Below are 22,815 nucleotides of genomic sequence, written 5' to 3' on the forward strand. Positions count from 1 at the left end.
CACTGTAGCAAAAAACAGCTTGCAGAAAAGCCAAATAAACGCAAAACTTATGTGCGTATATGCACACAAGGAGCCGTTATGGCGATTCAATTTGATGATTGGCAAGATGTAAAAGTTGCTTATGAGGTGGCAAGGCTCGGCACGTTAACCGCTGCTGCCGAATCGTTAGGTGTTCATCACAGCACAGTGCTTAGAAGAATCAACAATTTAGAAGATAACCTTGATGCGCGGTTATTCCACCGTCATGCCCGAGGCTATACAGTGACAGAAATTGGCGCTAAGTTGTTTGCGACTGCAAAATCGATTAACGCTGAACTTGAAAAACTTCACAACGATATTATTGCCGCTGATAGCCAACTGCGAGGCAGTTTATTATTAACTACTGTAAGTGGTTTTATTGATGTGCTTAGTGATGTCTGTGAGCAGTTTCAAAACCTGCACCCGCAAGTGCAACTCGAAGTTATTCTTGATCAAAACCGTTTACGCCTTGATCACGGTCAAGCGCATATTGCCGTGCGAGCGGGCCCTCGGCCTGATGAAGGCGACTATATTGCCCAGCATTTAGCTGAACTTTCGTCAGGGTTTTATGCCTCTAAAAGTTATATTGAAAAGTATGGCATGCCAAAGAATATTGAGCAGTTGCAACAGCATAGTTTTGTTTCTGGGGTGGCTGGCTACAACGGTAAAGTGCCTTATTTTGCATGGGTTGATCAACATATTGAACCTTCGCAAATTAAGTTACGGGTGTCTGAAACATCAGAAGCTACAAGGGCGATTGTGAGAGGCCTAGGAATTGGTGGTTTACAGCATGAAGTGGCAAGCCAATACCCTGATCTGCTGCCAGTGCTTCCTAAAGAGCTAAACTGGCCAACGGATCTTTGGCTGGTAACGCATCACTTGGTGCATCGTACAGCCAAAGTCCAAGCATTTAGTCAGCTTTTAAAAGCCTATTTTAAAGATTTAAAAGCTTAAACAGACTTTTTAACGCTAATGCCTAGCCGTTTGGCTAGGCGCACAAGGTTGGCTCTATCAACACTTAAGCTGCGTGCTGTGGCTGCCCAGTTTAGGTTGTGTAGTTCAAGTTGTTGCATAATTAATTGATAACTAAAAGCGTCAGTAGCCTCTTTAAGCGATAAGCGAGTGGCTTTTTGTTCGTTAACTGCAACAGGGCTTGGTTCAGCAACGGCCATTTTAGCGATATCACAATGGTCAGGCTCGATTGTGACAATGCTTTGTTGCCATTGCTGCTGCTTGGCTTTGAGTGCTGCGCGACTGATCACATGTTCAAGCTCTCTCACATTGCCTGGCCAATCATATTGACGCAGTAGTAACTGTGTATCGCTACTAAGCTTAAGTTGTTTAATTGCCAGTTTTTTAGATGTTTGCTCAATAAAAAAGCCTGCCAATAAAATAACATCGTTATCGCGCTCTTTTAGTGGTGCAACATACAATGGGTAAACGCTTAAGCGGTGATAAAGGTCTGCACGAAAGCGCCCCGCAGCGACTTCTTGTTTTAAATCGCGGTTGGTAGCTGCAATCACTCTGACATCAACATAACGGCTTTGATCTTCCCCCACAGTTTGTACTTCACCACTTTGTAATACGCGCAATAGCTTACTTTGCATAGCAAGCGGAAGCTCGCCAATTTCATCTAAAAACAGGGTACCACCATCGGCGAGTTGAAACTTACCCTGGCGAGCAGTATGTGCCCCAGTAAATGCGCCTTTACTGTGACCAAAAAATTCACTTTCGGCTAAGTTCTCTGGTAACGATGCGCAGTTTAAGTGGATCAACGGCATGTCGCGGCGTTTTGAGTTTAAGTGGATATTGCGTGCAACGAGTTCTTTACCGACGCCTGTATCGCCTTGTATCAATACGCTAAATTCTGAGGCAGCCACCAGCTGAATATCATTTTTAAGGGTCAGCATTGCTTGGCTATTACCAATAATTTCGACACCTTCTCGTGTTAGCGCTTCAAGGTTAAGCTGCTGCGCAACTTGATAGTTGTGCTGTGCGTGCTGCATAAAATGCTGCAAGGTTAGGGCATGCTCAACATAGCCTGCAGCTAGCTGTTTTAGTTGATTGAGCTCGTTCATTGCTAAAGCGTCAAAGGCATGTTCATCTAAACTATCAAAGGTCAAAACACCCAATAGTTCGTTGTTATCTTTGCTGCTCAGCAGCGGCACGCCCATGCAGGCATGAACAGGAAAGTCGCCATGCTGGCTTTGTAATAAACCATCGTAAGGGTCGGGTAGGCCACAATCTTTGGCAAATTTTAGCGGTTCACTGCCACGGCATATTTCAAATAAGCGCGGATGCTCCGCTATTTTAAAGCGTCTTCCTAACGTATCGTCCGACAACCCATGAAGGGCTACGGGCTTTAACACATCGCCTTGTTTCAATAATAAGGCAACTGCATCACATTCAAGCCAATCATTAATGCAACTCAACAGATAACTGAAATTATGATCAACACTGCTTGCTTTGGTAAGTGCAAGTGCAACATCAAGAAGGGATTTTTTGAGCATCATGTCAATTTGACCTGAATGTGTTTTATTGATGTTTTTAATAGTGTGTCATTTTGACTTATTTATCAAGTGTCCAAGTTTAATGCATTGATATTTAATGGTTTTTATTTTTGGCTTGAACTGTGCAATAGCTGGGGAAATTAAACGCTGAGAGCACGAATGAAAGTCATTAATTTAACTGAACCTATGCCAACTAAGATCAAATTTTATCAACTCAGCCAGTGGCCGTTATGGGCATTAGCATTTCGGCCTTTTTTCTTGGCGGCAGGTGCCTTAGCTGTATTTGCTATGAGTTACTGGTTTTTAATCTTGGCGGGCTATGCACAGTGGCACCTAACAATGCCCGCAACGCTTTGGCATGCTCACGAAATGCTGTTTGGTTTTGCGGGCGTGGTTGCCATGGGCTTTTTGCTCACCGCCGCACAAACTTGGACAGGTGTGGCGAGTGTAAGTGGTATTAAACTTTGTTTGCTTAGCATGATTTGGCTTGCTGCAAGGCTTAGTTTTTTTATTGAGATTGCAGGGTTCGAGCAGCTAAACCTTTATATTGTTAGTGCGCTACAACTCGTTTGGTGGCTAGCTGGAATTATTATTCTAGCTGACATGCTGATACAGGCAAAAAGCAGCCATAACTACTTATTTGTTGTCATCGCATCTTTGCTCTGTGCGCTCAATGTGATTTTTTTGAGCTTAGTTGTACTTAATAAAATGTCGCTGGCACTGGGGGTTGTTGATACCGCTGTACTTATCATGACACTGCTAGTTGGTGTTGTGGCTGGGCGAGTTGTGCCATTTTTTACCGCGCGCGGCCTTAACCTAAGTGAACAAGTTAGAACCCCCAAGCTCGATAAATTAGTCGTATTTAGCTCATTTTTCGCCATTGCGTGGTTTTTTATGAGTCAGCTATTTTTTAGCGCAATGAGCACCGGTTGGGTTTTTGCTTGGCTTGCTTGTTTACATTCAGCCCGGTGTGTTTTGTGGTGGCATAAAGGCATTCTAAAAGTGCCTTTGCTATGGTCATTACATGTGGCTTATTGGGCTTTATCTGTGGGTTTAATACTCATCGCGCTGAGTTATTTCAGCTCTATTATCTTATTCAAAGATGCGCTTCATCTGATCACTGTTGGCACCATAGGTGTGATGATCATCGCCATGATGGTACGTGTCTCTCATGGTCACACTGGGCGCGCATTACAAGCCCCTGCGTACATTAGTTTGGCATTTGTACTCATTGTGATAGCTGCCATTGTACGTTCGTTACTTCCCGTTTATTTAGGTCATCACCTTGCATGGCAGTTAAGTGCGTTGCTGTGGGTTGCTGGCTTTAGCTTATTTTTATTTCATTGTGCGCCCATCTTAGTGAATCGTCGTGTTGATGGTCGCCGCGGTTAATCTCTCCAATAGGAAAAACTATGTTATCTGAAAAAACGATCCAGATTGTTAAAAGTACTTTGCCGTTGCTTGCACAAGCAGGCCCTCAAGTGACTGAGTATTTTTATGATCGTATGTTTAGCTACAACCCAGAGCTTAAAAATATTTTTAATATGACACATCAGCAATCGGGCTCTCAGCAATTTGCGCTGTTTAATGCCTTAGCTGCCTACGCGGCAAATATTGATAACTTGGCAGTGTTAAAAGATGCGCTTGCGCGCATTAATCATAAACACACCAGTTACCATATTTTGCCAGAGCATTATCCTATTGTTGGTGGGCATTTGATTGCGACTTTAAAAGAGTTATTGCCAGAACAATTTACCCCTGAGGTTGAGTATGCATGGCGTGAAGCTTATTCGTTATTAGCTGATGTATGTATTAATGAGGAGATGTCGCTATATCAAAAAACCAAAAAGGCGCCGGGAGGATGGTTTGGTACCCGTACTTTCACTATTACAGAAAAACGTATGGAGTCATCGCAAATTTGTAGTTTCACATTAACGCCTGCCGATGCAAAGCCTGTTGTGGCGTATTTACCGGGCCAATATTTAGGGATTAAAGTAACGCCTGCAAACAGTGATTTAACGCAAGTGAGGCAATACTCTTTATCGCAGCAAAGTAATAGTTGTAATTACCGTATTAGCGTGAAAAAAGAAGGCTTGGTATCTAACTACCTACATAGCTTAAGTGAGGGGGATGAGGTAGAAATTTACCCACCCGCAGGCGACTTTGTGCTTCGCGAAATTGACTCGCCTGTTGTATTGATTTCAGCGGGAGTTGGTCAAACCCCGATGATGGCGATGCTCGAAACACTATTAAGTAATCAACCTAATCAGCCAATTCATTACCTGCATGCTTGCGACAGTGAAACGCAGTTTGCCTTTAAAGAGTACTTATTTAAGCAACAGCAAGCGCACGCTTCATTACATTGTGTTACCTGGTTTAAAGATGGCAAGGGGGGCGATTTTGCGGGCTTAATGGATGTAAACCACGTCGCTGACAGCTTACCAATAAGCAAAGGTGACTTTTACCTGTGTGGCCCAATCGCATTTATGGCAATGATAAAAGAGCAACTACTAGGTATTGGGGTTGCAAGTGAACGCATTCATTATGAGGTGTTTGGCCCTCACCAAAGCCTATGATGTAAAAGGCGCAGCCTAAGCTGCGCCTTTTGTTAGTTAACTTCGCACTCTACATTAGGAAGTGGAATACGGAGCTCTTTTTTGGGGTAGTAAAGCAGGCATTGCTCACCTGCTTTTTGCAACACAAACTTCTCAGAAGGAATTGAATGGGCACCCATAATTGGCAGGCCATCAGGCCCTTTGTTGGTGCCGTGGTCAATCAGTAACTCTGCGCTTTTAGTAAACACATCATCGGCTAAGGTGACCAGTGCACCGCCCTTAGCAGACTGAATAGCCTGCTGTATATCAGTAATCACTCCCGGGTTTACCCGAACAAGCGTAGCATCTTGCGGTTGCTCTGCTTGAGTACTTTTACAGCCTGCTATGCTTGCCAGTAAGGTGCAGGTTAAGAACAGTGCTTTATTCATTATCACCTTCCTTAGCTGGTAGCGGACGGGTTAAATCCATATTATTTTTGTAAAGTGTAGTATTAGCTTTTAGCGCAATACCAGCTTCATCAGCAGCATAAGATGAGGTTGTCGCTTGCTTAGCTGTGGCACTTTGCGTTACCACTGGGCAACTATCATTCTCAATATGATAAAGCGCTGCACTCAGAAGTGTTTCATCACTATCACCTAACTGGTGGTTAAAGTCGTCATCGAGTTCACAGCCTTTTACATCTGCATCGAATTGCGGTGAAGGAGTTGGTACTAAGCCGTCAGAGTATTCGCCAAAGCCTTTGTAATTCACACCCGTTAGCTGAATGGTGTAGTAAGTGGTTGCACAGTTATGCGTTGGGGTAAAACCATATGGTTTACCGCAGGTTTTACCACCTATTAAAATAACTTCAGTATCTATGCCTTTTAAGCCATTGATAAGTGCTTCTGATGCTGAACATGTATTATCAGTGCTGAGTACATAGACTTTCGATAAATTTAAGTCAGGTAGTGTGTTACCTGTTCCCTCGAAAGTAGAATAATCGACTTCAATATCAATAAACGGGTATGGGTCGCTCTCGGGCTGCTTGTCATTTTCAATGACTTGATAGTAAAAATAGTCACTCGTATTAGCTGGACCTGCAATCATATAGGCAAGTTGCGAAGAAAGCGCTAATAAACCACCGCCATTGTATCTAAGGTCGATCACAAGCTCGTCGATATTGTCGGTTTTGAACTTATTCACAGCACTTATCAGCTCAGGCTGAGCAATACTTATATGGCTGTTAAACTGCATGTAGCCAACTTTAGTGCCATCTCCTGTGGTAATAGTATCGACATTTTGTACAGGTGTTTGGGTTATATTACCTGCGATTAGAGTAAACGATTTTTCGGTGCCATCATTACTGCGTACAACAAAATTGTGCGAGTCGCCAGCTGTCGGCCCAAATAGCGCTTCATTTAGAATATCTACGCCTTGTTGAGTATTAGTGTCAATGCTGACGTCGTCGACCATTAAAATAGTATCACCGCGTTGTAAGCCTGCATTTGCAGCTGGTGAGTCACTCTCTAAATAGGCTACACGTAACTCTCGTGGCGGAACATTACTGATAAATGCCCAATTGATACCATAGCCAGAAACCACACCTGATTGCGACTCTTGAAAATACTCTTCTGTTGGCCTGCTGAAATGGAATTGATCTTTATAAGCACCAGAATCTGTTTTTTCGAAGGTTTTTAATTGATCAAAGTAAGCGGCGACAGAGCTGAAGTTAGCTGGGTCATTGTCTTCTATTTCATCGTACCAAAGATAGGTTTCGTCACTCCATGAACGTAGCCACATCTTCTCAGTAAACTCAGAGCCTGCTGTATCTGGGTAAGGTTGATTATCGTTATATGGATCATTGCCAGTTCGCGGTACAGTGCATTGATCTTTAAATTCGCTTGATGGATCAAAGACACCAGCCGTCCAAGTGGGTTCAGAAGTTGTTGGTGGTGGATTCGTGGTATCGGTATTGCTCGATGAGCCACCACCGCCGCAGCCAGATAAAGAAATGCCTGAAGCCGCTAAGAAGACAGCTAAAGCGAGTTTGTTATTTTTAAACATGGTGCTTCCTTTCTTATATAAATTGTTTAAAAACTAACAATTACTTAATCTGAAAGCAATAAATTATAGCGTCTGAAATGTAAACGAATGTGCTGCTAGTTATAAAGACTTACGATTGCTAATTTCAGCTATTTCAAGCTTTTGCCACGATTCAAATAATTTACGTTGTTTATCAGATATTTTTAAGCCATAGGTTTTTTGCATATAAAAATAGGTATCGGCTATTTGCTTTCTTGCATAAATGGGTGGCTCAAATACGCGTTGCTTAAAATCGATTTTTACGGGACATGCTCCGTAACTTGCACTTGATGTTGACACCATACCGTAGCGAAAGTTTGAACGGTCAGCATTGATCTCGCCTATAGCGGGGGCAAGGTTATTAATGTCAGCTTCCATTTGACGAAACTTTTCACTGACCTTTTTACAGTTTTTGCGACCGCCATCCTGCCAGCATTGTAATTGATGACCAAACTCCCAGGCAGGCACAATGTGCTCCCACTCTATTCTTTTTGCGCGAGCATTCTCTTTTCCTGAACGGGTGACAGAGTTTCTAGGAATATAGCCACACGCATCAGGGTCTGGCACAAGTTTTTTACCTTGGCGCTTGATATCGCAACCACAATATAAGCTTTTACTATTGCTTGGTAGATTCTTAATTAAATGCTTTTTGGTACTGTAAAAGCTCGAAAACTCTTTAGCGGATATAGGAAAAGTGAAAATAAAACAAAGGGCTAAGTATAGAAATAAACGCATATCCATCACATCAGTGAACTACAGGAACAGCTATTCTAGAGCGACTATTCTAAAAAGGAAAAGTTTTTCAACTCAGCTATAGTTGTTAGGCCGTTTTTATTAAAGGAATTACAACCATGTTATTAGGTGCTTTTTCTGTAAGTCTAAATGTAAAAGATATTCGTGCTTCAAAGCAGTTTTATGAAAAGCTAGGTTTCAAAGAGTTTGCTGGGGAGATAGAGCAGCATTGGCTAATTATGAAAAACGGTGAACATTTGATTGGTTTGTTTCAAGGTATGTTTGATAAAACCATGCTGACCTTTAATCCTGGGTGGGATCAAAATGCCGAAGCTTTGGATGAATTTGCAACCTTTGAGCAATTAGCTGCACAATTTCAGCAACAAGGATTAGAAATACAAAAGGCCGGTGACGCGAGTTTTATTATCACCGACCCAGATGGCAATCCTATTTTGATTGACCAACACGTGTAGCTGGCTTTTTACGTTTAATTCGAACGTTTTGTAGTAACAAGAGAACTCCTGTAATACAAAATAGTACGCTGGTGGCTGAGAAGCTGATGAGTAGTGGATTGTTAAAGTTCTCACGCTCATCATAATCCATAATGTGTAGCATCCAGAAAAAGTCGAAAATGCGCCACAGGGTGCTGCGCACAGTTATAACTTTACCGGTTTGGCTATCTAAATATAAGGTTGTTGTTAACCAATCATCGAAGCTAATTTGCCAAACATTGGCTTTGTGACCGACTTCTCTAGGCCCTTTTGTTAATAACTGCGCTTGCGTTATTTTTGCGTCAATAAGCAGGTGAGCTTGCGCATTTTCAATGATTTGCGCTTTACTCGGTGCAGGCATTTTAGCACCTGTTCTGCCATCAAAAATAAACGTACCGCTAAAGGATGTAACTTCTATAATCGGGGTATTTAAAAAATGGCTATATTTAATACCCTCGATTTGCTCGAATTGCGCTGTTATTTTATCAATTGAAGCAGGGTAGTCCGACAATAAAAATGGGCTACTTAAACTGCGATTAGCCAGATGCTTACCATGCACTTTTTCAAGTGGTAATGAGCTCATTACCAGCCCACCTAAGAGCCAAAAAAAGATCTGCAAAGCAAGTAAGTAGCCAAGCCATTTATGCCCTTTACGAGCATACTTAAACAGGCGTTTATTCATTATTACCCCGTTATTATTGTTATGTGGGCGCTATTTTAGGTTGTTTAGCTAGATTGCCAATGCGGCATAATGTCGCATTAACTGTATTCTAGATTTGGTATATATACAAAACTGAGTTAAAGTTTCAGTCGATATCAATAGAGGGTAAAAACGAGAGTATGTCGGAAATTCAATTTTTAAATGTAGATCTGGAGCTTGAGTCAAAGCACGATATAAGTGCGCTTGTTGCTGATTTGAAGAAAAACGCCATGGTTTTACATTATGACCAAGATGAATACCGCCAACTAGCACGTATTGAAGCAACCGCAGATATCAGCTCTCCAGATAAAGCAATTAACCAGCTTTGCGAGCTTATTGAGTCTTGCTCGCGCAATGCATTAAAACAGTGGTTATCGTGCTCAAAGCGTACATTTGATATAGGCTTTGAATCAGGTAATTCGCCTAAATGCTTTAACCAACCCCTGCATGCCGATACCTTGTTACGTATCTCTGCAATTGGCGCAGGGATTGAAATTACTATTTATCCTGTTGAAAAATAGCCAGAATTTATCGCTCTACAACAGCTGCGGTCATTCTTGATACGCAGCAAAGCTCTCCTGCGGCATTGGTAATTTTTATATCCCAAACAGAAGTTCGCTTACCTAAATGCAGCGGTCTCGCAGTTGCTGTTAACGTTCCTTTGCGTGACGCTTTCATGTGGTTGGCATTAATCTCTTGGCCAACAGCATAAAACTTATTGAAATCAACCACGAAATTGGCTGCATAGCTTGCCACTGTCTCTGCTAATACAACGTTTGCTCCGCCATGGACCATGCCCATAGGGTTATGATGCTCAGGAATAGCAGGCATGGTTGCCATTAAATAATCATCGCCAATTTCAGTTACCTCAATGCCCATAGTTTTCATTAAAGTGCCTTGACCGGTAATCCCTTGTTCCAGCTCTTTGCAAAGCTCTAACGTGATTGGTTGGTGCCAAATACTCATTGTGTTTCCTTAGCCTGCTAATTAAAGCTAATACCTTATGGCATCTTTCGGTGTGGTTCAATGTTAGTTTTGTAGCAATATGATGGGGTTAATTTAAATTTGCGATTTTCAAATAACTGTATATACTCACAGTTAAATGTACTGTATGGAAAACCAGTTGTATGCGCCCATTAACTAAACGCCAATCGCAAATTTTAGAACTAATTAAAGTCTTTATTAAAGATACAGGCATGCCACCTACGCGTGCTGAAATAGCTCAAACATTGGGTTTTAAAAGTGCCAACGCTGCTGAAGAACACCTAAAAGCACTGGCAAAAAAAGGCATGATCAAAATGAAGCCTGGGGCGAGTCGCGGTATTCAGTTAATTGAAGAAGATGAGCCAGAGCAACTAGGCTTACCTTTAATTGGCCGTGTTGCAGCCGGTGAACCTATTTTGGCGCAAGAGCATGTTGAAAGTCACTGCCAAGTTGATCCTTCATTATTTAAACCTGCTGCCGATTTCTTACTGCGTGTAAATGGTATGAGTATGAAAGACATTGGTATTATGGATGGCGATTTGCTTGCAGTACATAGAACACAAGTTGCTGAAAACGGGCAAGTAGTTGTAGCTCGAGTCGATGAAGATGTAACAGTTAAGCGTCTAGAAAAAGCGGGTCGCAAAGTACTTTTACACGCTGAGAACGAAGAGTTTTCGCCTATTGAGGTTGACCTTGAGCATGAGTCGTTCAACATCGAGGGGTTAGCGGTAGGTGTTATTCGTAACGCTGACTGGATGTAAACGTTCCCAATTTGGTGCATTAAATTGACTCAATTTGGTGCGCCACTGAAATTTTACTACTTAATTAGGATTTGTGAATCCTTACTCTTCATTTAAAGCCTTATATAGCGCAGTTTTCCTCTCTTTTTATATTTCGTTCTTACTCCTAAACATTAAATAAAGCGCTGATTATAGTTGTTATTTCTGCACCAAAATAAACATTTATTATCATTAAAACTTGCTTATTGGTCATTTTTTAACTAATTGGTTAATACACTGTATTAACACCTAATTAATAAAAAGACACAAAAATGTGCGAGGTGTTAGTCATGGGGTCGGTATCATAAGTGGGTCAAAATGATACGTAGTCGCTCTGAACAATAAGAAAAACGAATGGGCACCTTGTTGTATCGCCTTTTCGCTTTGCGTCTTGCAATAGCATCTAAAGGAGCCGTCACATGGGTAAACTGCGTTACGCCTTGTGGCTTATATTGTTTGCACTTCCTGAGCTTGCATTGGCAAATAGCCAATACAATATGCGTAAAGGGGTGACCGATATAAGTAATAATGTTTATGAGTTACACATGACGATATTTATTATCTGCTGTGTAATCGGCATCATCGTATTTGCGGTGATGTTTTGGGCTTTAATACACCACCGTAAATCCAAAGGGGCCAAGCCTGCCCAATTTCATGAAAGTACAAAAGTTGAAATACTTTGGACTGCCATTCCATTTGTCATCTTAATCGCCATGGCTGTGCCTGCCACAAAAACCTTAATTGCCATGGAAGATGCCTCTAAAGCCGATATCACCATTAAAGTGACTGGCTCACAATGGAAGTGGCATTACGAGTACATGGGCGAAGACATTGCTTATTACTCGATTCTATCTACACCTAAAGACCAAATAGACAACCAAGCAGAGAAAACTGAGCATTATTTGCTTGAAGTAGATAAACCGCTAGTACTTCCTATCAATAAAAAAGTTCGCTTTTTAATGACCTCAGACGATGTAATTCATTCATGGTGGGTGCCTGATTTTGCGGTTAAAAAGGATGCAAATCCTGGGTTTATCAATGAAGCGTGGACACGTATTAACGAGCCAGGAGTATACCGTGGTCAATGTGCTGAGTTATGCGGTAAAGATCATGGCTTTATGCCTGTTGTGGTGAAAGCCTTACCTGAAGATGAATTTGCTAATTGGCTTGCAGATGCCAAGCAAGAAAAAGCCAATGCGGCCGCAGCAGATGCTGCTTTGCTTGATCAAACATTACCGAAAGAAGAGCTTATGGTCTTAGGTGAACAAGTGTATATGGCAAGCTGTGCTGCATGTCACCAACCTACCGGTATGGGCTTACCAGGCGTTTTTCCAGCACTTAAAGGCAGCCCGATTGTATTAGGTGATGTAAAAGATCACATAGATATCGTATTACACGGTAAGCCTGGCACAGCAATGCAAGCGTTCGATAAACAGCTTTCAATTAAGCAACTTGCTGCGGTTATTACTTATAAGCGAAACGCGTGGGGTAATGATACCGGCGATGTTATCCAACCGAGTCAAATTCAAGCCGCGATTGATGCAGCAGCGGAGGCGAACTAATGAGTAATGTTATTAACGAGCAAGCAACAGGGCATGCGCATCACGACCATCATCATCCAGCTAAAGGTTTTAAGCGTTGGCTTTACACTACCAATCATAAAGACATTGGTAGTTTATACCTGATTTTTTCACTCACCATGTTTTTAATTGGTGGAGCGATGGCAATGGTGATCCGCGCTGAACTGTTTCAGCCTGGATTACAGTTAGTTGATCCGCACTTTTTTAACCAAATGACTACCGTACATGGTTTGATCATGGTGTTTGGTGCTGTTATGCCTGCATTTACTGGGCTTGCAAACTGGATGGTACCTATGATGATAGGCGCACCAGATATGGCCTTACCACGTATGAATAACTGGAGCTTTTGGATTTTGCCATTTGCATTTTTAATCCTATTGGCTTCGTTACTTATGCCTGGTGGTGGTCCTGCGTTTGGTTGGACTTTCTACGCACCACTATCAACAACTTACAGCAACGATAACACTGCACTTTTTGTGTTTGCCGTACATATCATGGGTATCAGCTCAATTATGGGTGCGATTAACGTTATCGTGACTATCGTCAACCTAAGAGCGCCAGGTATGACGTGGATGAAGCTGCCGCTATTTGTTTGGACATGGTTAATCACTGCATTCTTGTTAATTGCTGTTATGCCAGTTCTAGCAGGGGCGGTCACTATGGTGTTGACCGATAAATACTTTGCAACCAGCTTTTTTGATGCAGCCGGTGGGGGCGACCCTGTGATGTTCCAGCACATTTTCTGGTTCTTCGGTCACCCCGAAGTGTACATCATGATTTTGCCGGCCTTTGGCATTATATCGACTATCGTACCGACCTTCTCGCGCAAAAAGCTATTTGGCTATGCGTCTATGGTGTATGCAACTTCATCGATTGCGCTGCTAAGTTTTATCGTTTGGGCACATCATATGTTTACCACAGGGATGCCTGTGGCAGGCGAGTTGTTTTTCATGTACGCCACCATGCTTATCTCGGTACCAACGGGCGTTAAAGTGTTTAACTGGGTGGCCACCATGTGGCGAGGTTCGATTAGCTTCGAAATTCCGATGATGTTTGCAATCGCCTTTATTGTGTTATTCACCTTAGGTGGTTTCTCTGGCTTGATGCTTGCGATTACACCAGCAGATTTTCAGTATCACGATACCTATTTTGTGGTGGCTCACTTCCATTATGTGCTTGTGACGGGGGCTGTGTTCTCAATTATGGCGGGAGCCTATTATTGGCTACCGAAATGGACTGGCAACATGTACAACGAAACGCTGGCGAAATGGCATTTTTGGTTATCGCTAATCAGTGTCAACGTGTTGTTCTTCCCTATGCACTTTGTTGGCCTTGCTGGTATGCCGCGTCGTATTCCTGACTATGCTCTGCAATTCGCTGACTTTAACGCCATTATCAGTATTGGTGGTTTTGCATTTGGCTTATCGCAACTGTTGTTTGTATTGGTGGTATTTAAATGTGCTCGAGGTGGCGAAAAGGCACCTGCCAAAGTATGGGATGGGGCTGAAGGTTTAGAGTGGGAAGTCGATTCTCCAGCGCCTTATCACACCTTTGAAACACCGCCGGAGATTAAGTAATGAACCATGCACCTTTGCTAAAAAAACTGCTGATTACATGCTTGCTCATGTTCGCATTTGCTTTTGCAATGGTGCCGCTTTACGACGTGTTTTGCGACGTTACAGGGTTGAATGGTAAGCCATCATTAGAAAAAGCGAGCGCGAGTGAATCAATAAATACACAGCGCCAAGTTGATGTCAGCTTTACCACTCACGCCCAAAGCGGCGCGCCATTTAAGGTGCAGTCTGAGCAATACAGCGTGGCGGTACAACCAGGTGCCATGCGTGAAGTTAAATTTTCAGCAAAGAACACCAGTAATGAAGACAAAGTCATGCAAGCAATTCCATCAGTATCACCGGGTAAAGCGGCAAAGTACTTACATAAAATAGCCTGTTTTTGCTTTGATCAGCAGCCAATGAAAGCCGGTGAAGAAATGGAATTTACCTTGTTGTTTTATGTTGATACAGAGTTACCCGACGATGTTGAGGAACTGACGTTGTCGTATACCGTGTTTGATATTAGCGGGCATGTTGTGGCTAAAAACGATTAAAAGCCGCCAAGCTAATTGCTAATTGGGAGCAAACAAAATGAATCAAAATTATGAAAAATACTATGTTCCAGCCGAGAGTCCTTGGCCAATAGTTGGTGCCATCGCGATGTTTTTAATTGCTGTCGGTGCTGGTTTAACTGTGATGCAAGTAAGTGGTGAGGGCAGTAGTGGCCAGTATGTCTTGTATCTAGGCATTGCCATATTAATTTATATGGTTTTTAGCTGGTTTAGAAACGTTATTGAAGAGTCTCATAAAGGGCTTTACTCAGCACAAATGGACCGCTCCTTCAGACAAGGTATGAGCTGGTTCATATTCTCTGAGGTTATGTTCTTTATGGCGTTTTTTGGCGCTCTTTTTTATGCACGTATGATTTCGGTGCCTTGGCTCGGTGGCGCTGGTAATAACGCTATGACCAATGAAGTGCTCTGGCCAACCTTTGAAGCCGTATGGCCGCTATTAACTACGCCAGCGGGCGAGACCACACAGGCTATGGGCTGGCAAGGTCTGCCTCTGATCAACACGCTTATTCTGCTTACCTCATCGGTCACAATTCACTTTGCTCATGTTGCGATAGAAAACAATAAGCGCGGCGCCCTAAAGGTATTTTTATCTTTAACCGTGCTGTTAGGTGTGATTTTCCTTGGCTTACAAGTTTACGAGTATATGCATGCTTACCAAGATTTAGGTTTGACCTTAGATGCGGGCGTTTATGGGAATACCTTTTTCTTGTTAACTGGCTTTCACGGTATGCACGTGACACTAGGCACCATTATTTTATTTGTGGTGCTGCTGAGAATTTTTAAAGGCCACTTCACGAGTGAAAAGCATTTTGCCTTTCAAGCGGCTGCTTGGTATTGGCACTTTGTTGATGTGGTGTGGTTGTGTTTATTTGTGTTTGTGTACGTGCTGTAGCTTTGTGAAGCGGCGACGGGTTGGTGTGAATAAAGCCCAATTTCATTGCGGCAATGATGAGCACCAGCACAATACCTGAAAACAGCACTCGACGACCTAAGTAATGCGACATGGGTTTCGAGTGCTCTTTTGCTGACATCATCACAAACAGCGCTCTAAATAGGTTGAACAGAATATAAAGTAATAACAAAACAATAATGATTTTAATCATATTAGGTATTCCAAATGCAGTTAATTTTATGGCGTAAACAAAAGCTTAGCTCAATTATCGCAATTTGCGTTGTGATACTTGCAGTGCTTATTTGTTTGCGACTAAGCGTTTGGCAATACCAGCGAGGCGAGCAAAAACAGCAGCAACTAAGCCAGTTAGCCGTTTCGAAAGAGCAAGGAGTTTTGAGCTGGCAAGAGCTGCAAAGTTTACCTAGAGAGCTGAATAAAACGGGCTTGCAAGTCAAGGTCTCTGGCGAGGTAAATAAACAACAGTACTGGCTGCTTGATAATCAAATTTATCAGGGGCAAGTGGGCTATGACTTACTAGTAGCGATGACAATTGCAGGTGAAAGCGTGCCTTTAATCGTTAACTTTGGTTGGCTAAAAGCTCCAACAAACCGTAGCCAGTTGCCAACCGTTGTGTGGCCAGAATCAACAAGCTTTACGGCTACTGTGCAATTGAAACAAGGCAGCTTACAAGGTTTCACACTTGCCGATGAGATTGGTGCAGAGCAAGGCTGGCCTAAGCGTATTCAAGGCATCGACTTAGCAATTTTTAGTGCTCAATTAGCAAAGCCCTTACAAGACTTTATTGGTTATCGCAATGAAGCAGATGGTATTGCAACCCCGCATTACCAGAGTGTCGTGATGGGGCCAGAAAAACATTACGCCTATGCCGTGCAGTGGTTATTAATCGGCTTAGCGTGTGTTGTTATTGCTTATTTTGCGATGAGAAGGAGAGGTTATGAAAATAAACCCGCTTAGTTTATTCGTTTTATGCTGTTTTGTGCCGCTGGCACTTGCTTATGCAGCATTAAAGCTTGAGTGGTTACCGAGTGGTTCGAGTAATCATGGTGAGCTTTTAAGCGAAGAAGTTAAATTAGCTGATTGGCAACAAGGCGATCCTAAACAATGGACAATTGCGCTTAATTACCCAAAAGAGTGCAGTGAAGTTTGTGCAAACCAATTAGCCAGTCTAGATAACCTATATGTCGCTTTAGGTAAAAATCAGCAAAAAGTGGATGTGGCGGTACTGACAAATCAACAGCAGGTATCGGCAAATTGGCGTCAATTAGCAGTAAGTCCTGCGCTCAAAGCGGGAGACTTATACTTGGTTGATCACATGGGCTTAGTGGTTTTGCATTACCCCTACACGGCTGAGCCAGAACAAAACAGACTGATTCAAAAAGGCTTACTTAAAGACTTAAAGAAACTACTTAACTATGCGCGTTCAAGTTAAACCTCATTAAGGGGATAAAGATGTATAAAAATTATAAATATTTAGTCTTAATTACGGTTTTCTTCTCTATCTTAGTTGTTGGGCTTGGTGCCTATACACGGCTGAGTGATGCTGGGCTTGGTTGCCCTGACTGGCCTGGTTGCTATGGATTTTTAACTGTGCCAAAACATGAAACTGCTTTGTTACATGTTGAACAAAACTACCCTGATATGATGTTTGAAGCAGCAAAAGCATGGAAAGAAATGATCCATCGCTATTTTGCCGGTGCCCTTGGTTTACTTATTTTAGCCTTGTTTGTTTTTGCCTGGTTAAAACGCCAATATCCAAATACGCCGGTTAAACTGCCATTAGCACTATTATTATTGGTGGTATTCCAAGCCGTATTGGGCATGTGGACTGTCACTATGAACCTACAGCCTTTGGTTGTTATGGGGCATTTGCTCGGCGGTTTTAGTATCTTGTCGTTGCTGTTTTTATTGTATCTACGTTTAAAGACCGACCCTGTTGCTAGCAGTGATAGCGGCGCAAAGCCATATTATCAGTTAGCGCTGGTGGGCTTGGTGGTGCTAATACTGCAAATTGCGTTGGGTGGCTGGCTTGCAGCAAATTACGCCGCTCCGCATTGTAATGGCTTACCGCTGTGTAGCTACGGACAACCGTTTTCTTTGAAGAGTGTGTTTCAGCTACCGCTTGAGCACAGCACCTATGAATATGGCGTTTTATCGCAGCAGGCGCGTATGTCTATTCATCTGCTACACCGTATTTGGGCGCTGGTTACTTGTGTGGTGTTAGCGCTGATCATGTGGCGCATATATTCACGCTGTTACTCTCGAAAAATTAAGCACTGCACAGTCACTGTATTAATCGCTTTGTTGTGCCAAATCTGTTTAGGTCTAGCTGTTGTGCACTGGCACTTCCCATTAAGTGTAGCGCTTGCGCACAACCTAATGGCCGCATTGTTACTGCTTAGCATGGTAAGACTATGCTTCCACTTAAAAATAAGAACCTAGGAGGCTGTGATGGCATTATTACTAAGCTCAGAAAAATCATTATTTATTCAAAGCTCAGAGTTACTTAAAGATTACTTAGCTATCAGTAAATTTAAAGTAGTTGCCATGCTTGTACTAACTGCTTGGGTTGGTTTGGCATTGGCTCCCGATGTTGGGCGAGGGGTATTTGTGCAGCTTGCAAGTTTGCTAGGTATTGGCTTGCTGTCGGCTGCTGCTGCCGTGATCAATCATGTTGTTGATAGTGAAATCGACAGCAAAATGGCACGTACACGTCATCGTCCTGTGGCAAAAGGTCGGCTCAGTAAACAACATGCTTTGAGCTTTGCTGCAACTATAGGAATACTAGGTTTTGTTATGCTTATGGTATGGGCGAATACACTCACCGCCATTCTTACTTTGTTTGCGCTTGTCGGCTATGCCTTTATTTACACCTCATTTTTAAAGCGTGCCACACCGCAAAATATTGTTATTGGTGGTTTGGCAGGTGCTATGCCGCCGTTGCTAGGGTGGGTATCTGAAACAGGCCATATGGCCGCGGCTCCTTGGCTGTTAGTGATGATTATATTTACTTGGACTCCCCCGCATTTTTGGGCCTTGGCGATTGCACGTAAAAGCGATTATGAGCGGGCAAAAATCCCTATGTTGCCTGTTACTCACGGTATCGAATTTTGTAAAACTTGCGTTGTTGGCTACAGCATTTTGCTTGCTTTGGTATGTGTGCTGCCTTATTTAATTGGCATGTCAGGGCTAATTTACTTATTAGGTGCAAGCGTTTTAAACGCGATATTCATTTATAAAGCGTTAAAACTAAAAATTGCCCCAAAAGATGATACAGCAATGGACTTATTTCGTTTTTCAATCGTGCATTTAATGCTACTCTTTATCGCCTTATTCATTGATAAATGGTTAGTTTTATGACGCGAATCGTCGCTTTTTTATGTTTCAGTGCGGTATTGTTTGTAACCGGTTGTGGTAAAAACAACACCGCTCCTGAAGTCGAAGCACTGGTTTATGAGCAAGCAAAGCTGATTAGTCCGTTTTTATTAACCGATCAACATGGTGCGCCCGCTGATAACAGTCAGTTTATGGGGCATTGGAATTTGGTCTTTTTAGGCTACACCAGTTGCCCTGATATATGTCCAATGACATTGGCGAAACTAACGGCAGTACAAAAGCAGTTAAGCCAAGATTACAAAGTGCAGGTATGGTTTGTTGCCGTAGATCCAAAACGTGATACAACCGAAAAACGCAAAGCCTACATTGATTACTTTAATCCTGATTTTCTTGCAGTATCAGGCCCACACAAACAGCTTTTTCCATTTGTCAGAGAGCTTGGCTTAATTTACGCAATTAACGATAGTGATGAGCAAGAGTATGCAGTTGATCATAGCGCGTCGGTAGTGATGGTTGATGGCGATGGCTCGGTACGTGCGATTTTTAAGCCTGAATTTAAACAAGGCAGCGTGCCATTAATAAACGCCACAACTTTGACTGAAGAGTTCAAAAAAATAGCAGATTATTACGCAAAGTAAACTTTCTTGGTTAAGGGAGTCATTTTCCGCAAAAGAAAAGCTTCCTTTTTTGATATAAATGTCTAAGCTACTAAAAAATTTTACTATTTTTTGATTCAAATTATGGCATTTTTATTTAGTCAGTCTAAGCTTTTGTTATGAATTGTTTAAAGCAGGGAAGGTATAAGTAATGTTAAAGCTCCCTACAGAATTAGCTATTAGTCAGGTCGAAACACTCCATCAAGATTTGCTACAAGAGTTGTCAGCAAATGATGATATCTGTTTGGATATCAGTGAAGTGACCCGTGCTGACACAGCATCAATTCAGCTTTTATGTGCATTACAGAAGCATTTACTTTCGGTGCAACACAAAATTATTTGGGTTGGCGAGAGTAAGCCGTTGCAACAGGCAATTAATAGTTTGGGCTTAAGCCATTATCTTGTGCTTGAGAATGCCAATTAAGAGGTTTTTATGAAAAGAATTTTAGCAGTAGACGATTCTGCATCTATGCGCCAAATGGTTGGTTTTACGCTTAAAAAAGCTGGCTTTGATGTGACAGAAGCGAAAGACGGCAGCGAAGCTTTAAATATCGCAAAACAACAAGGCTTTGATGCTGTTATTTCTGATGTGAATATGCCGGTAATGGATGGTATTACCCTTATTCGTGAATTACGTAGCTTACCTAATTACAAGTTCACACCTTTACTGATGCTGACTACAGAGTCGGGTCTTGATAAAAAGTCTGAAGGTAAAGCTGCTGGTGCAACTGGTTGGATTGTTAAGCCATTTAATCCTGAGCAATTGTTAGCGGTATTGAAAAAAGTGATTCGCTAATAATAGGAGCGGGGCATGAGTATAGATCTAAGCCAATTTTTTGAAGTATTCTTCGAAGAAAGCTTCGAAGGACTCGACGCTATGGAGGCTGAGTTATTAAACTTAGTGCCTGGCGAAGAAGACTTAGAGACCATAAATACAATTTTTCGCGCTGCGCATTCAATAAAAGGAGGTAGCGGTACCTTTGGCTTTAGTGCTGTTGCAGACTTTACTCATGTTCTCGAAACCCTTTTAGATCAAATTCGTGAAGGTTCGCGGGATCTTACTGATGAGCATGTAAATTTACTTTTAAAATCAGTTGACTGTTTACGGGCTTTACTCAGAACTTTACAAGCTGAGCAGCAGCCAGACTTAACTGAAGCTGATGAATTGCGTATTAAATTTGAAGAAATTCTTGGTATGCGTGCTGCAAGTAAAGCACCAGAGCCAACGCAAGAAGCTGTTAGCGAAAGCAGCTTTAATACCTATCAAATCGATTTCAAACCACATCATCACTTATTTAAAACCGGTAATGAACCACTGTACATGATCAGTGAGTTGGCTGAGCTAGGTGAGCTTGAAACACAAGCCTTTCAAGATGATGTGCCTGATATCACTAACCTTGCCCCTGAAGACTGTTTCTTATCGTGGCGCTTTTTCTTAACCACAGACAAAGAGCAAAGCTGCATCGAAGAAATTTTCGAATGGGTTGAAGATGACGCTGATATCACCATCACCCTATGTGGTGGTTTGTTTGGTGATGAAGAGGTTGCCGCTGTTGAAACTGTTGCTGAAGAAACTGCGCCAGCAAAAGAGGCTGAGCCTGCAGAAGTTAAACCAGCTACTGATTCTAAAAAGCCAGCGCCAGTTAAAGCAACCACAGCCAATGCAGAATCAACCTCAATCAGGGTTGGTATCGACAAAGTTGATTCATTGATCAACATGGTGGGTGAATTAGTGATTACCCAAGCGATGTTAAGTCAATTGGGTGAGCAAGAGATCACTGAAGCAACTATAGCCTCATTACAAGAGGGCTTAGCACAACTGGCACATAATACCCGTGACTTACAAGAAAATGTCATGCGTATTCGCATGTTGCCAATAAGCTTTGTGTTTAGTCGCTTTCCTCGCTTAGTGCGCGATATCTCGCAAAAGCTTGATAAACAAGTCGAGCTTAAATTACTTGGTGAACAAACCGAACTAGATAAAACCGTGATGGAGAAGCTTTCTGATCCTATGGTGCATCTAGTGAGAAATTCCTTAGATCATGGTTTAGAAACCGTTGATAAACGCGTTGCAGCGGGAAAAGACCCTGTTGGTACTGTAACGCTCAATGCGTTTCATCAAGGTGGCAATATCGTTATCGAAATTATGGACGATGGTCAGGGCCTGAACACCACTAAAATTCGTGAAAAGGCGATTAAAAACGGCCTAATTTCAGAAACTGATGAGTTGTCTGATAACGAAATCAACGAGCTTATTTTCTTACCAGGATTTTCTACAGCCGATCAAGTCAGCGACTTATCAGGTCGTGGCGTTGGTATGGATGTAGTAAGGCGCAATATCGAAGCACTTAGCGGCTCTGTTGAAGTGGCTTCTGCACCAGGCGTGGGGTCGACATTTACAATTCGCTTACCGCTAACGTTGGCTATTTTAGATGGGCAGTTAGTCCGAATTGCTGAGCATACTTACATCATCCCGCTGATTTCGATAATTGAGTCATTGCAAATCGATATTAGTAAAGTGAGTCGGGTAGGCAAAGACTTAGATGTGCTGCGCTTACGTGACGAATATATTCCAATCTTAAGGCTTTATAATATTTTCAATCATAAAGGGGCGATTGAAACGCTTGATAAAACCCTGTTGGTTGTCGTTGAGAGTGACAACCAAAAAGTAGGTTTATTAGTTGATGACTTATTGTCGCAACAGCAAGTGGTAATCAAAAGCTTAGAGGCCAATTATCAAAAAGTTGATGGTGTCTCGGGGGCGACAATTCTAGGGGATGGTCGTGTTTCTTTGATTGTTGATATTAGTGGTTTGATTAAATTATCTGGGCTTAGAAAGCCTGGGAGCCAAGAATTGATTATTGAATCAAAAGCGAATTTGGAGGCGTCATGATTGCACAGCACGACGACCTGCATAACAAACTAAACCTTGAACAAGATCAAGATGTAAAACAGTTTTTAACCTTCTTCATGGCTGAAGAAGAGTATGGTGTTGATATTTTAACGGTGCAAGAAATTCGCAGTTGGGAAGAAATTACGGTGATCCCTAATTCACCGGATTTCGTCAAAGGGGTTATCAACCTGCGCGGCACCATAGTGCCGATTATTGATTTAAGGCTACGTTTTGGTATTTCAGCCATTGAATACGGACCGTTAACCGTTGTAATTGTTCTAAAAGTACAGCTTGAAAATACATGTAAAATTATGGGCATCGCCGTTGATGCCGTCTCGGATGTCTATAGCATTGCTGAGCATGAAGCGAAGGCAGTGCCACATTTGTCTGACTCAGACAACGCGAAATTTGTTGCGGGTTTAGTCAATGTGGGTGAGAAAATGGTCGCATTACTTGACCTACAAAAAACAATGGACATTTAA

At 42.3% G+C, this 22,815-nt stretch carries 26 protein-coding genes; 19 read left to right on the plus strand and 7 right to left on the minus strand.

Annotated features, from left to right (window positions below):
- The first annotated feature begins 78 nt into the window (after nucleotides 1-78).
- Nucleotides 79-972 (plus strand): LysR family transcriptional regulator, encoded by an 894-nt coding sequence (locus PASHI_RS04805; protein WP_062564776.1) that lies wholly within the window; start codon nucleotides 79-81, stop codon nucleotides 970-972.
- On the opposite strand, the gene norR is transcribed toward PASHI_RS04805, so the two are convergent.
- The gene (gene norR / locus PASHI_RS04810; RefSeq protein ID WP_062564777.1) at nucleotides 969-2,531 is read right to left on the minus strand and encodes a nitric oxide reductase transcriptional regulator NorR; all 1,563 of its coding nucleotides are present in this window, start codon (nucleotides 2,529-2,531) and stop codon (nucleotides 969-971) included. The genes PASHI_RS04805 and norR overlap by 4 nt on opposite strands.
- 156 nt (nucleotides 2,532-2,687) lie before the next feature.
- On the opposite strand from norR, the gene PASHI_RS04815 reads away from it, so the two are divergent.
- Nucleotides 2,688-3,920 carry an NnrS family protein gene (locus PASHI_RS04815; protein ID WP_062564778.1) on the plus strand — a complete coding sequence of 411 codons (1,233 nt, stop codon included), beginning with the start codon at nucleotides 2,688-2,690 and terminating at the stop codon, nucleotides 3,918-3,920.
- 20 nt (nucleotides 3,921-3,940) lie between these two features.
- On the plus strand, nucleotides 3,941-5,104 hold the full coding sequence (gene hmpA, locus PASHI_RS04820) for an NO-inducible flavohemoprotein (protein ID WP_062564779.1): 1,164 nt from the start codon (nucleotides 3,941-3,943) through the stop codon (nucleotides 5,102-5,104).
- A gap of 32 nt (nucleotides 5,105-5,136) precedes the next feature.
- On the opposite strand, the gene PASHI_RS04825 is transcribed toward hmpA, so the two are convergent.
- From PASHI_RS04825 to PASHI_RS04835, 3 genes are all read right to left on the minus strand, one after another.
- Nucleotides 5,137-5,511: a hypothetical protein gene (locus PASHI_RS04825; RefSeq protein WP_062564780.1), complete on the minus strand. Its 375-nt coding sequence runs from the start codon at nucleotides 5,509-5,511 to the stop codon at nucleotides 5,137-5,139.
- On the minus strand, nucleotides 5,504-7,126 hold the full coding sequence (locus PASHI_RS04830) for a S41 family peptidase (protein ID WP_062564781.1): 1,623 nt from the start codon (nucleotides 7,124-7,126) through the stop codon (nucleotides 5,504-5,506). Before PASHI_RS04830 ends, PASHI_RS04825 begins: the two co-directional genes overlap by 8 nt.
- Nucleotides 7,127-7,225: 99 nt before the next feature.
- Nucleotides 7,226-7,879, minus strand: a complete 654-nt coding sequence (locus PASHI_RS04835; RefSeq protein WP_082710871.1) for an endonuclease — start codon at nucleotides 7,877-7,879, stop codon at nucleotides 7,226-7,228.
- 116 nt (nucleotides 7,880-7,995) lie between these two features.
- On the opposite strand from PASHI_RS04835, the gene PASHI_RS04840 reads away from it, so the two are divergent.
- Nucleotides 7,996-8,349 carry a VOC family protein gene (locus PASHI_RS04840; protein ID WP_054562881.1) on the plus strand — a complete coding sequence of 118 codons (354 nt, stop codon included), beginning with the start codon at nucleotides 7,996-7,998 and terminating at the stop codon, nucleotides 8,347-8,349.
- Here PASHI_RS04840 and PASHI_RS04845 read toward each other — a convergent pair.
- Nucleotides 8,324-9,049 carry a hypothetical protein gene (locus tag PASHI_RS04845; RefSeq protein ID WP_062564783.1) on the minus strand — a complete coding sequence of 242 codons (726 nt, stop codon included), beginning with the start codon at nucleotides 9,047-9,049 and terminating at the stop codon, nucleotides 8,324-8,326. The two genes, PASHI_RS04840 and PASHI_RS04845, sit on opposite strands and share 26 nt — an antisense overlap.
- Before the next feature lie 158 nt (nucleotides 9,050-9,207).
- Between PASHI_RS04845 and PASHI_RS04850 the strand changes: the two genes are divergently transcribed.
- Entirely contained in the window at nucleotides 9,208-9,588 is a 381-nt protein-coding gene (locus PASHI_RS04850) for a hypothetical protein (RefSeq protein ID WP_054554459.1), read from the plus strand.
- Between the two features lie 7 nt (nucleotides 9,589-9,595).
- Here the strand turns inward: PASHI_RS04850 and PASHI_RS04855 are convergent, their stop codons facing one another.
- Nucleotides 9,596-10,033, minus strand: coding sequence for a PaaI family thioesterase (locus PASHI_RS04855; protein WP_054562879.1), 438 nt, complete (start codon nucleotides 10,031-10,033; stop codon nucleotides 9,596-9,598).
- A gap of 161 nt (nucleotides 10,034-10,194) precedes the next feature.
- Between PASHI_RS04855 and lexA the strand changes: the two genes are divergently transcribed.
- The 5 genes from lexA to PASHI_RS04880 all read left to right on the plus strand — a co-directional run bounded on the left by lexA (nucleotide 10,195) and on the right by PASHI_RS04880 (nucleotide 15,430).
- Complete coding sequence (lexA, locus tag PASHI_RS04860) at nucleotides 10,195-10,812, plus strand: transcriptional repressor LexA (protein ID WP_054554457.1); 618 nt, start codon at nucleotides 10,195-10,197, stop codon at nucleotides 10,810-10,812.
- A gap of 437 nt (nucleotides 10,813-11,249) precedes the next feature.
- On the plus strand, nucleotides 11,250-12,392 hold the full coding sequence (gene coxB, locus PASHI_RS04865) for a cytochrome c oxidase subunit II (protein ID WP_054562878.1): 1,143 nt from the start codon (nucleotides 11,250-11,252) through the stop codon (nucleotides 12,390-12,392).
- Complete coding sequence (ctaD, locus tag PASHI_RS04870; protein WP_054554455.1) at nucleotides 12,392-13,987, plus strand: cytochrome c oxidase subunit I; 1,596 nt, start codon at nucleotides 12,392-12,394, stop codon at nucleotides 13,985-13,987. The genes coxB and ctaD overlap by 1 nt, the downstream gene beginning before the upstream one ends.
- A complete protein-coding gene (locus PASHI_RS04875; protein WP_054554454.1) occupies nucleotides 13,987-14,517 on the plus strand; it encodes a cytochrome c oxidase assembly protein in 531 nt (176 codons plus the stop codon). The genes ctaD and PASHI_RS04875 overlap by 1 nt, the downstream gene beginning before the upstream one ends.
- A 37-nt stretch (nucleotides 14,518-14,554) precedes the next feature.
- A complete protein-coding gene (locus PASHI_RS04880; RefSeq protein ID WP_054562877.1) occupies nucleotides 14,555-15,430 on the plus strand; it encodes a cytochrome c oxidase subunit 3 in 876 nt (291 codons plus the stop codon).
- Here PASHI_RS04880 and PASHI_RS22385 read toward each other — a convergent pair.
- Complete coding sequence (locus tag PASHI_RS22385) at nucleotides 15,330-15,641, minus strand: DUF2909 domain-containing protein (protein ID WP_082710866.1); 312 nt, start codon at nucleotides 15,639-15,641, stop codon at nucleotides 15,330-15,332. The two genes, PASHI_RS04880 and PASHI_RS22385, sit on opposite strands and share 101 nt — an antisense overlap.
- A gap of 14 nt (nucleotides 15,642-15,655) precedes the next feature.
- Here PASHI_RS22385 and PASHI_RS04885 point away from each other — a divergent pair, with 14 nt between their 5' ends.
- From PASHI_RS04885 to PASHI_RS04925, 9 genes are all read left to right on the plus strand, one after another.
- The gene (locus tag PASHI_RS04885; RefSeq protein ID WP_062564784.1) at nucleotides 15,656-16,405 is read left to right on the plus strand and encodes an SURF1 family protein; all 750 of its coding nucleotides are present in this window, start codon (nucleotides 15,656-15,658) and stop codon (nucleotides 16,403-16,405) included.
- The gene (locus PASHI_RS04890) at nucleotides 16,386-16,880 is read left to right on the plus strand and encodes a hypothetical protein (protein WP_054562875.1); all 495 of its coding nucleotides are present in this window, start codon (nucleotides 16,386-16,388) and stop codon (nucleotides 16,878-16,880) included. Before PASHI_RS04885 ends, PASHI_RS04890 begins: the two co-directional genes overlap by 20 nt.
- 20 nt (nucleotides 16,881-16,900) lie before the next feature.
- Complete coding sequence (locus PASHI_RS04895; protein ID WP_054562874.1) at nucleotides 16,901-17,890, plus strand: COX15/CtaA family protein; 990 nt, start codon at nucleotides 16,901-16,903, stop codon at nucleotides 17,888-17,890.
- Nucleotides 17,891-17,899: 9 nt separating this feature from the next.
- A complete protein-coding gene (gene cyoE / locus PASHI_RS04900) occupies nucleotides 17,900-18,808 on the plus strand; it encodes a heme o synthase (protein ID WP_054562873.1) in 909 nt (302 codons plus the stop codon).
- Nucleotides 18,805-19,422: an SCO family protein gene (locus PASHI_RS04905; protein ID WP_062564785.1), complete on the plus strand. Its 618-nt coding sequence runs from the start codon at nucleotides 18,805-18,807 to the stop codon at nucleotides 19,420-19,422. Before cyoE ends, PASHI_RS04905 begins: the two co-directional genes overlap by 4 nt.
- 169 nt (nucleotides 19,423-19,591) lie before the next feature.
- Nucleotides 19,592-19,864: an STAS domain-containing protein gene (locus tag PASHI_RS04910; RefSeq protein ID WP_054562871.1), complete on the plus strand. Its 273-nt coding sequence runs from the start codon at nucleotides 19,592-19,594 to the stop codon at nucleotides 19,862-19,864.
- A 9-nt stretch (nucleotides 19,865-19,873) separates the two neighbouring features.
- Nucleotides 19,874-20,236, plus strand: a complete 363-nt coding sequence (locus PASHI_RS04915; protein ID WP_054562870.1) for a response regulator — start codon at nucleotides 19,874-19,876, stop codon at nucleotides 20,234-20,236.
- 15 nt (nucleotides 20,237-20,251) lie between these two features.
- Entirely contained in the window at nucleotides 20,252-22,333 is a 2,082-nt protein-coding gene (locus PASHI_RS04920; RefSeq protein ID WP_062564786.1) for a chemotaxis protein CheA, read from the plus strand.
- The gene (locus PASHI_RS04925) at nucleotides 22,330-22,815 is read left to right on the plus strand and encodes a chemotaxis protein CheW (protein WP_062564787.1); all 486 of its coding nucleotides are present in this window, start codon (nucleotides 22,330-22,332) and stop codon (nucleotides 22,813-22,815) included. Before PASHI_RS04920 ends, PASHI_RS04925 begins: the two co-directional genes overlap by 4 nt.

Origin of the sequence: Pseudoalteromonas shioyasakiensis, from assembly GCF_001550135.1 — a bacterium.
GTDB lineage: Bacteria > Pseudomonadota > Gammaproteobacteria > Enterobacterales > Alteromonadaceae > Pseudoalteromonas > Pseudoalteromonas shioyasakiensis.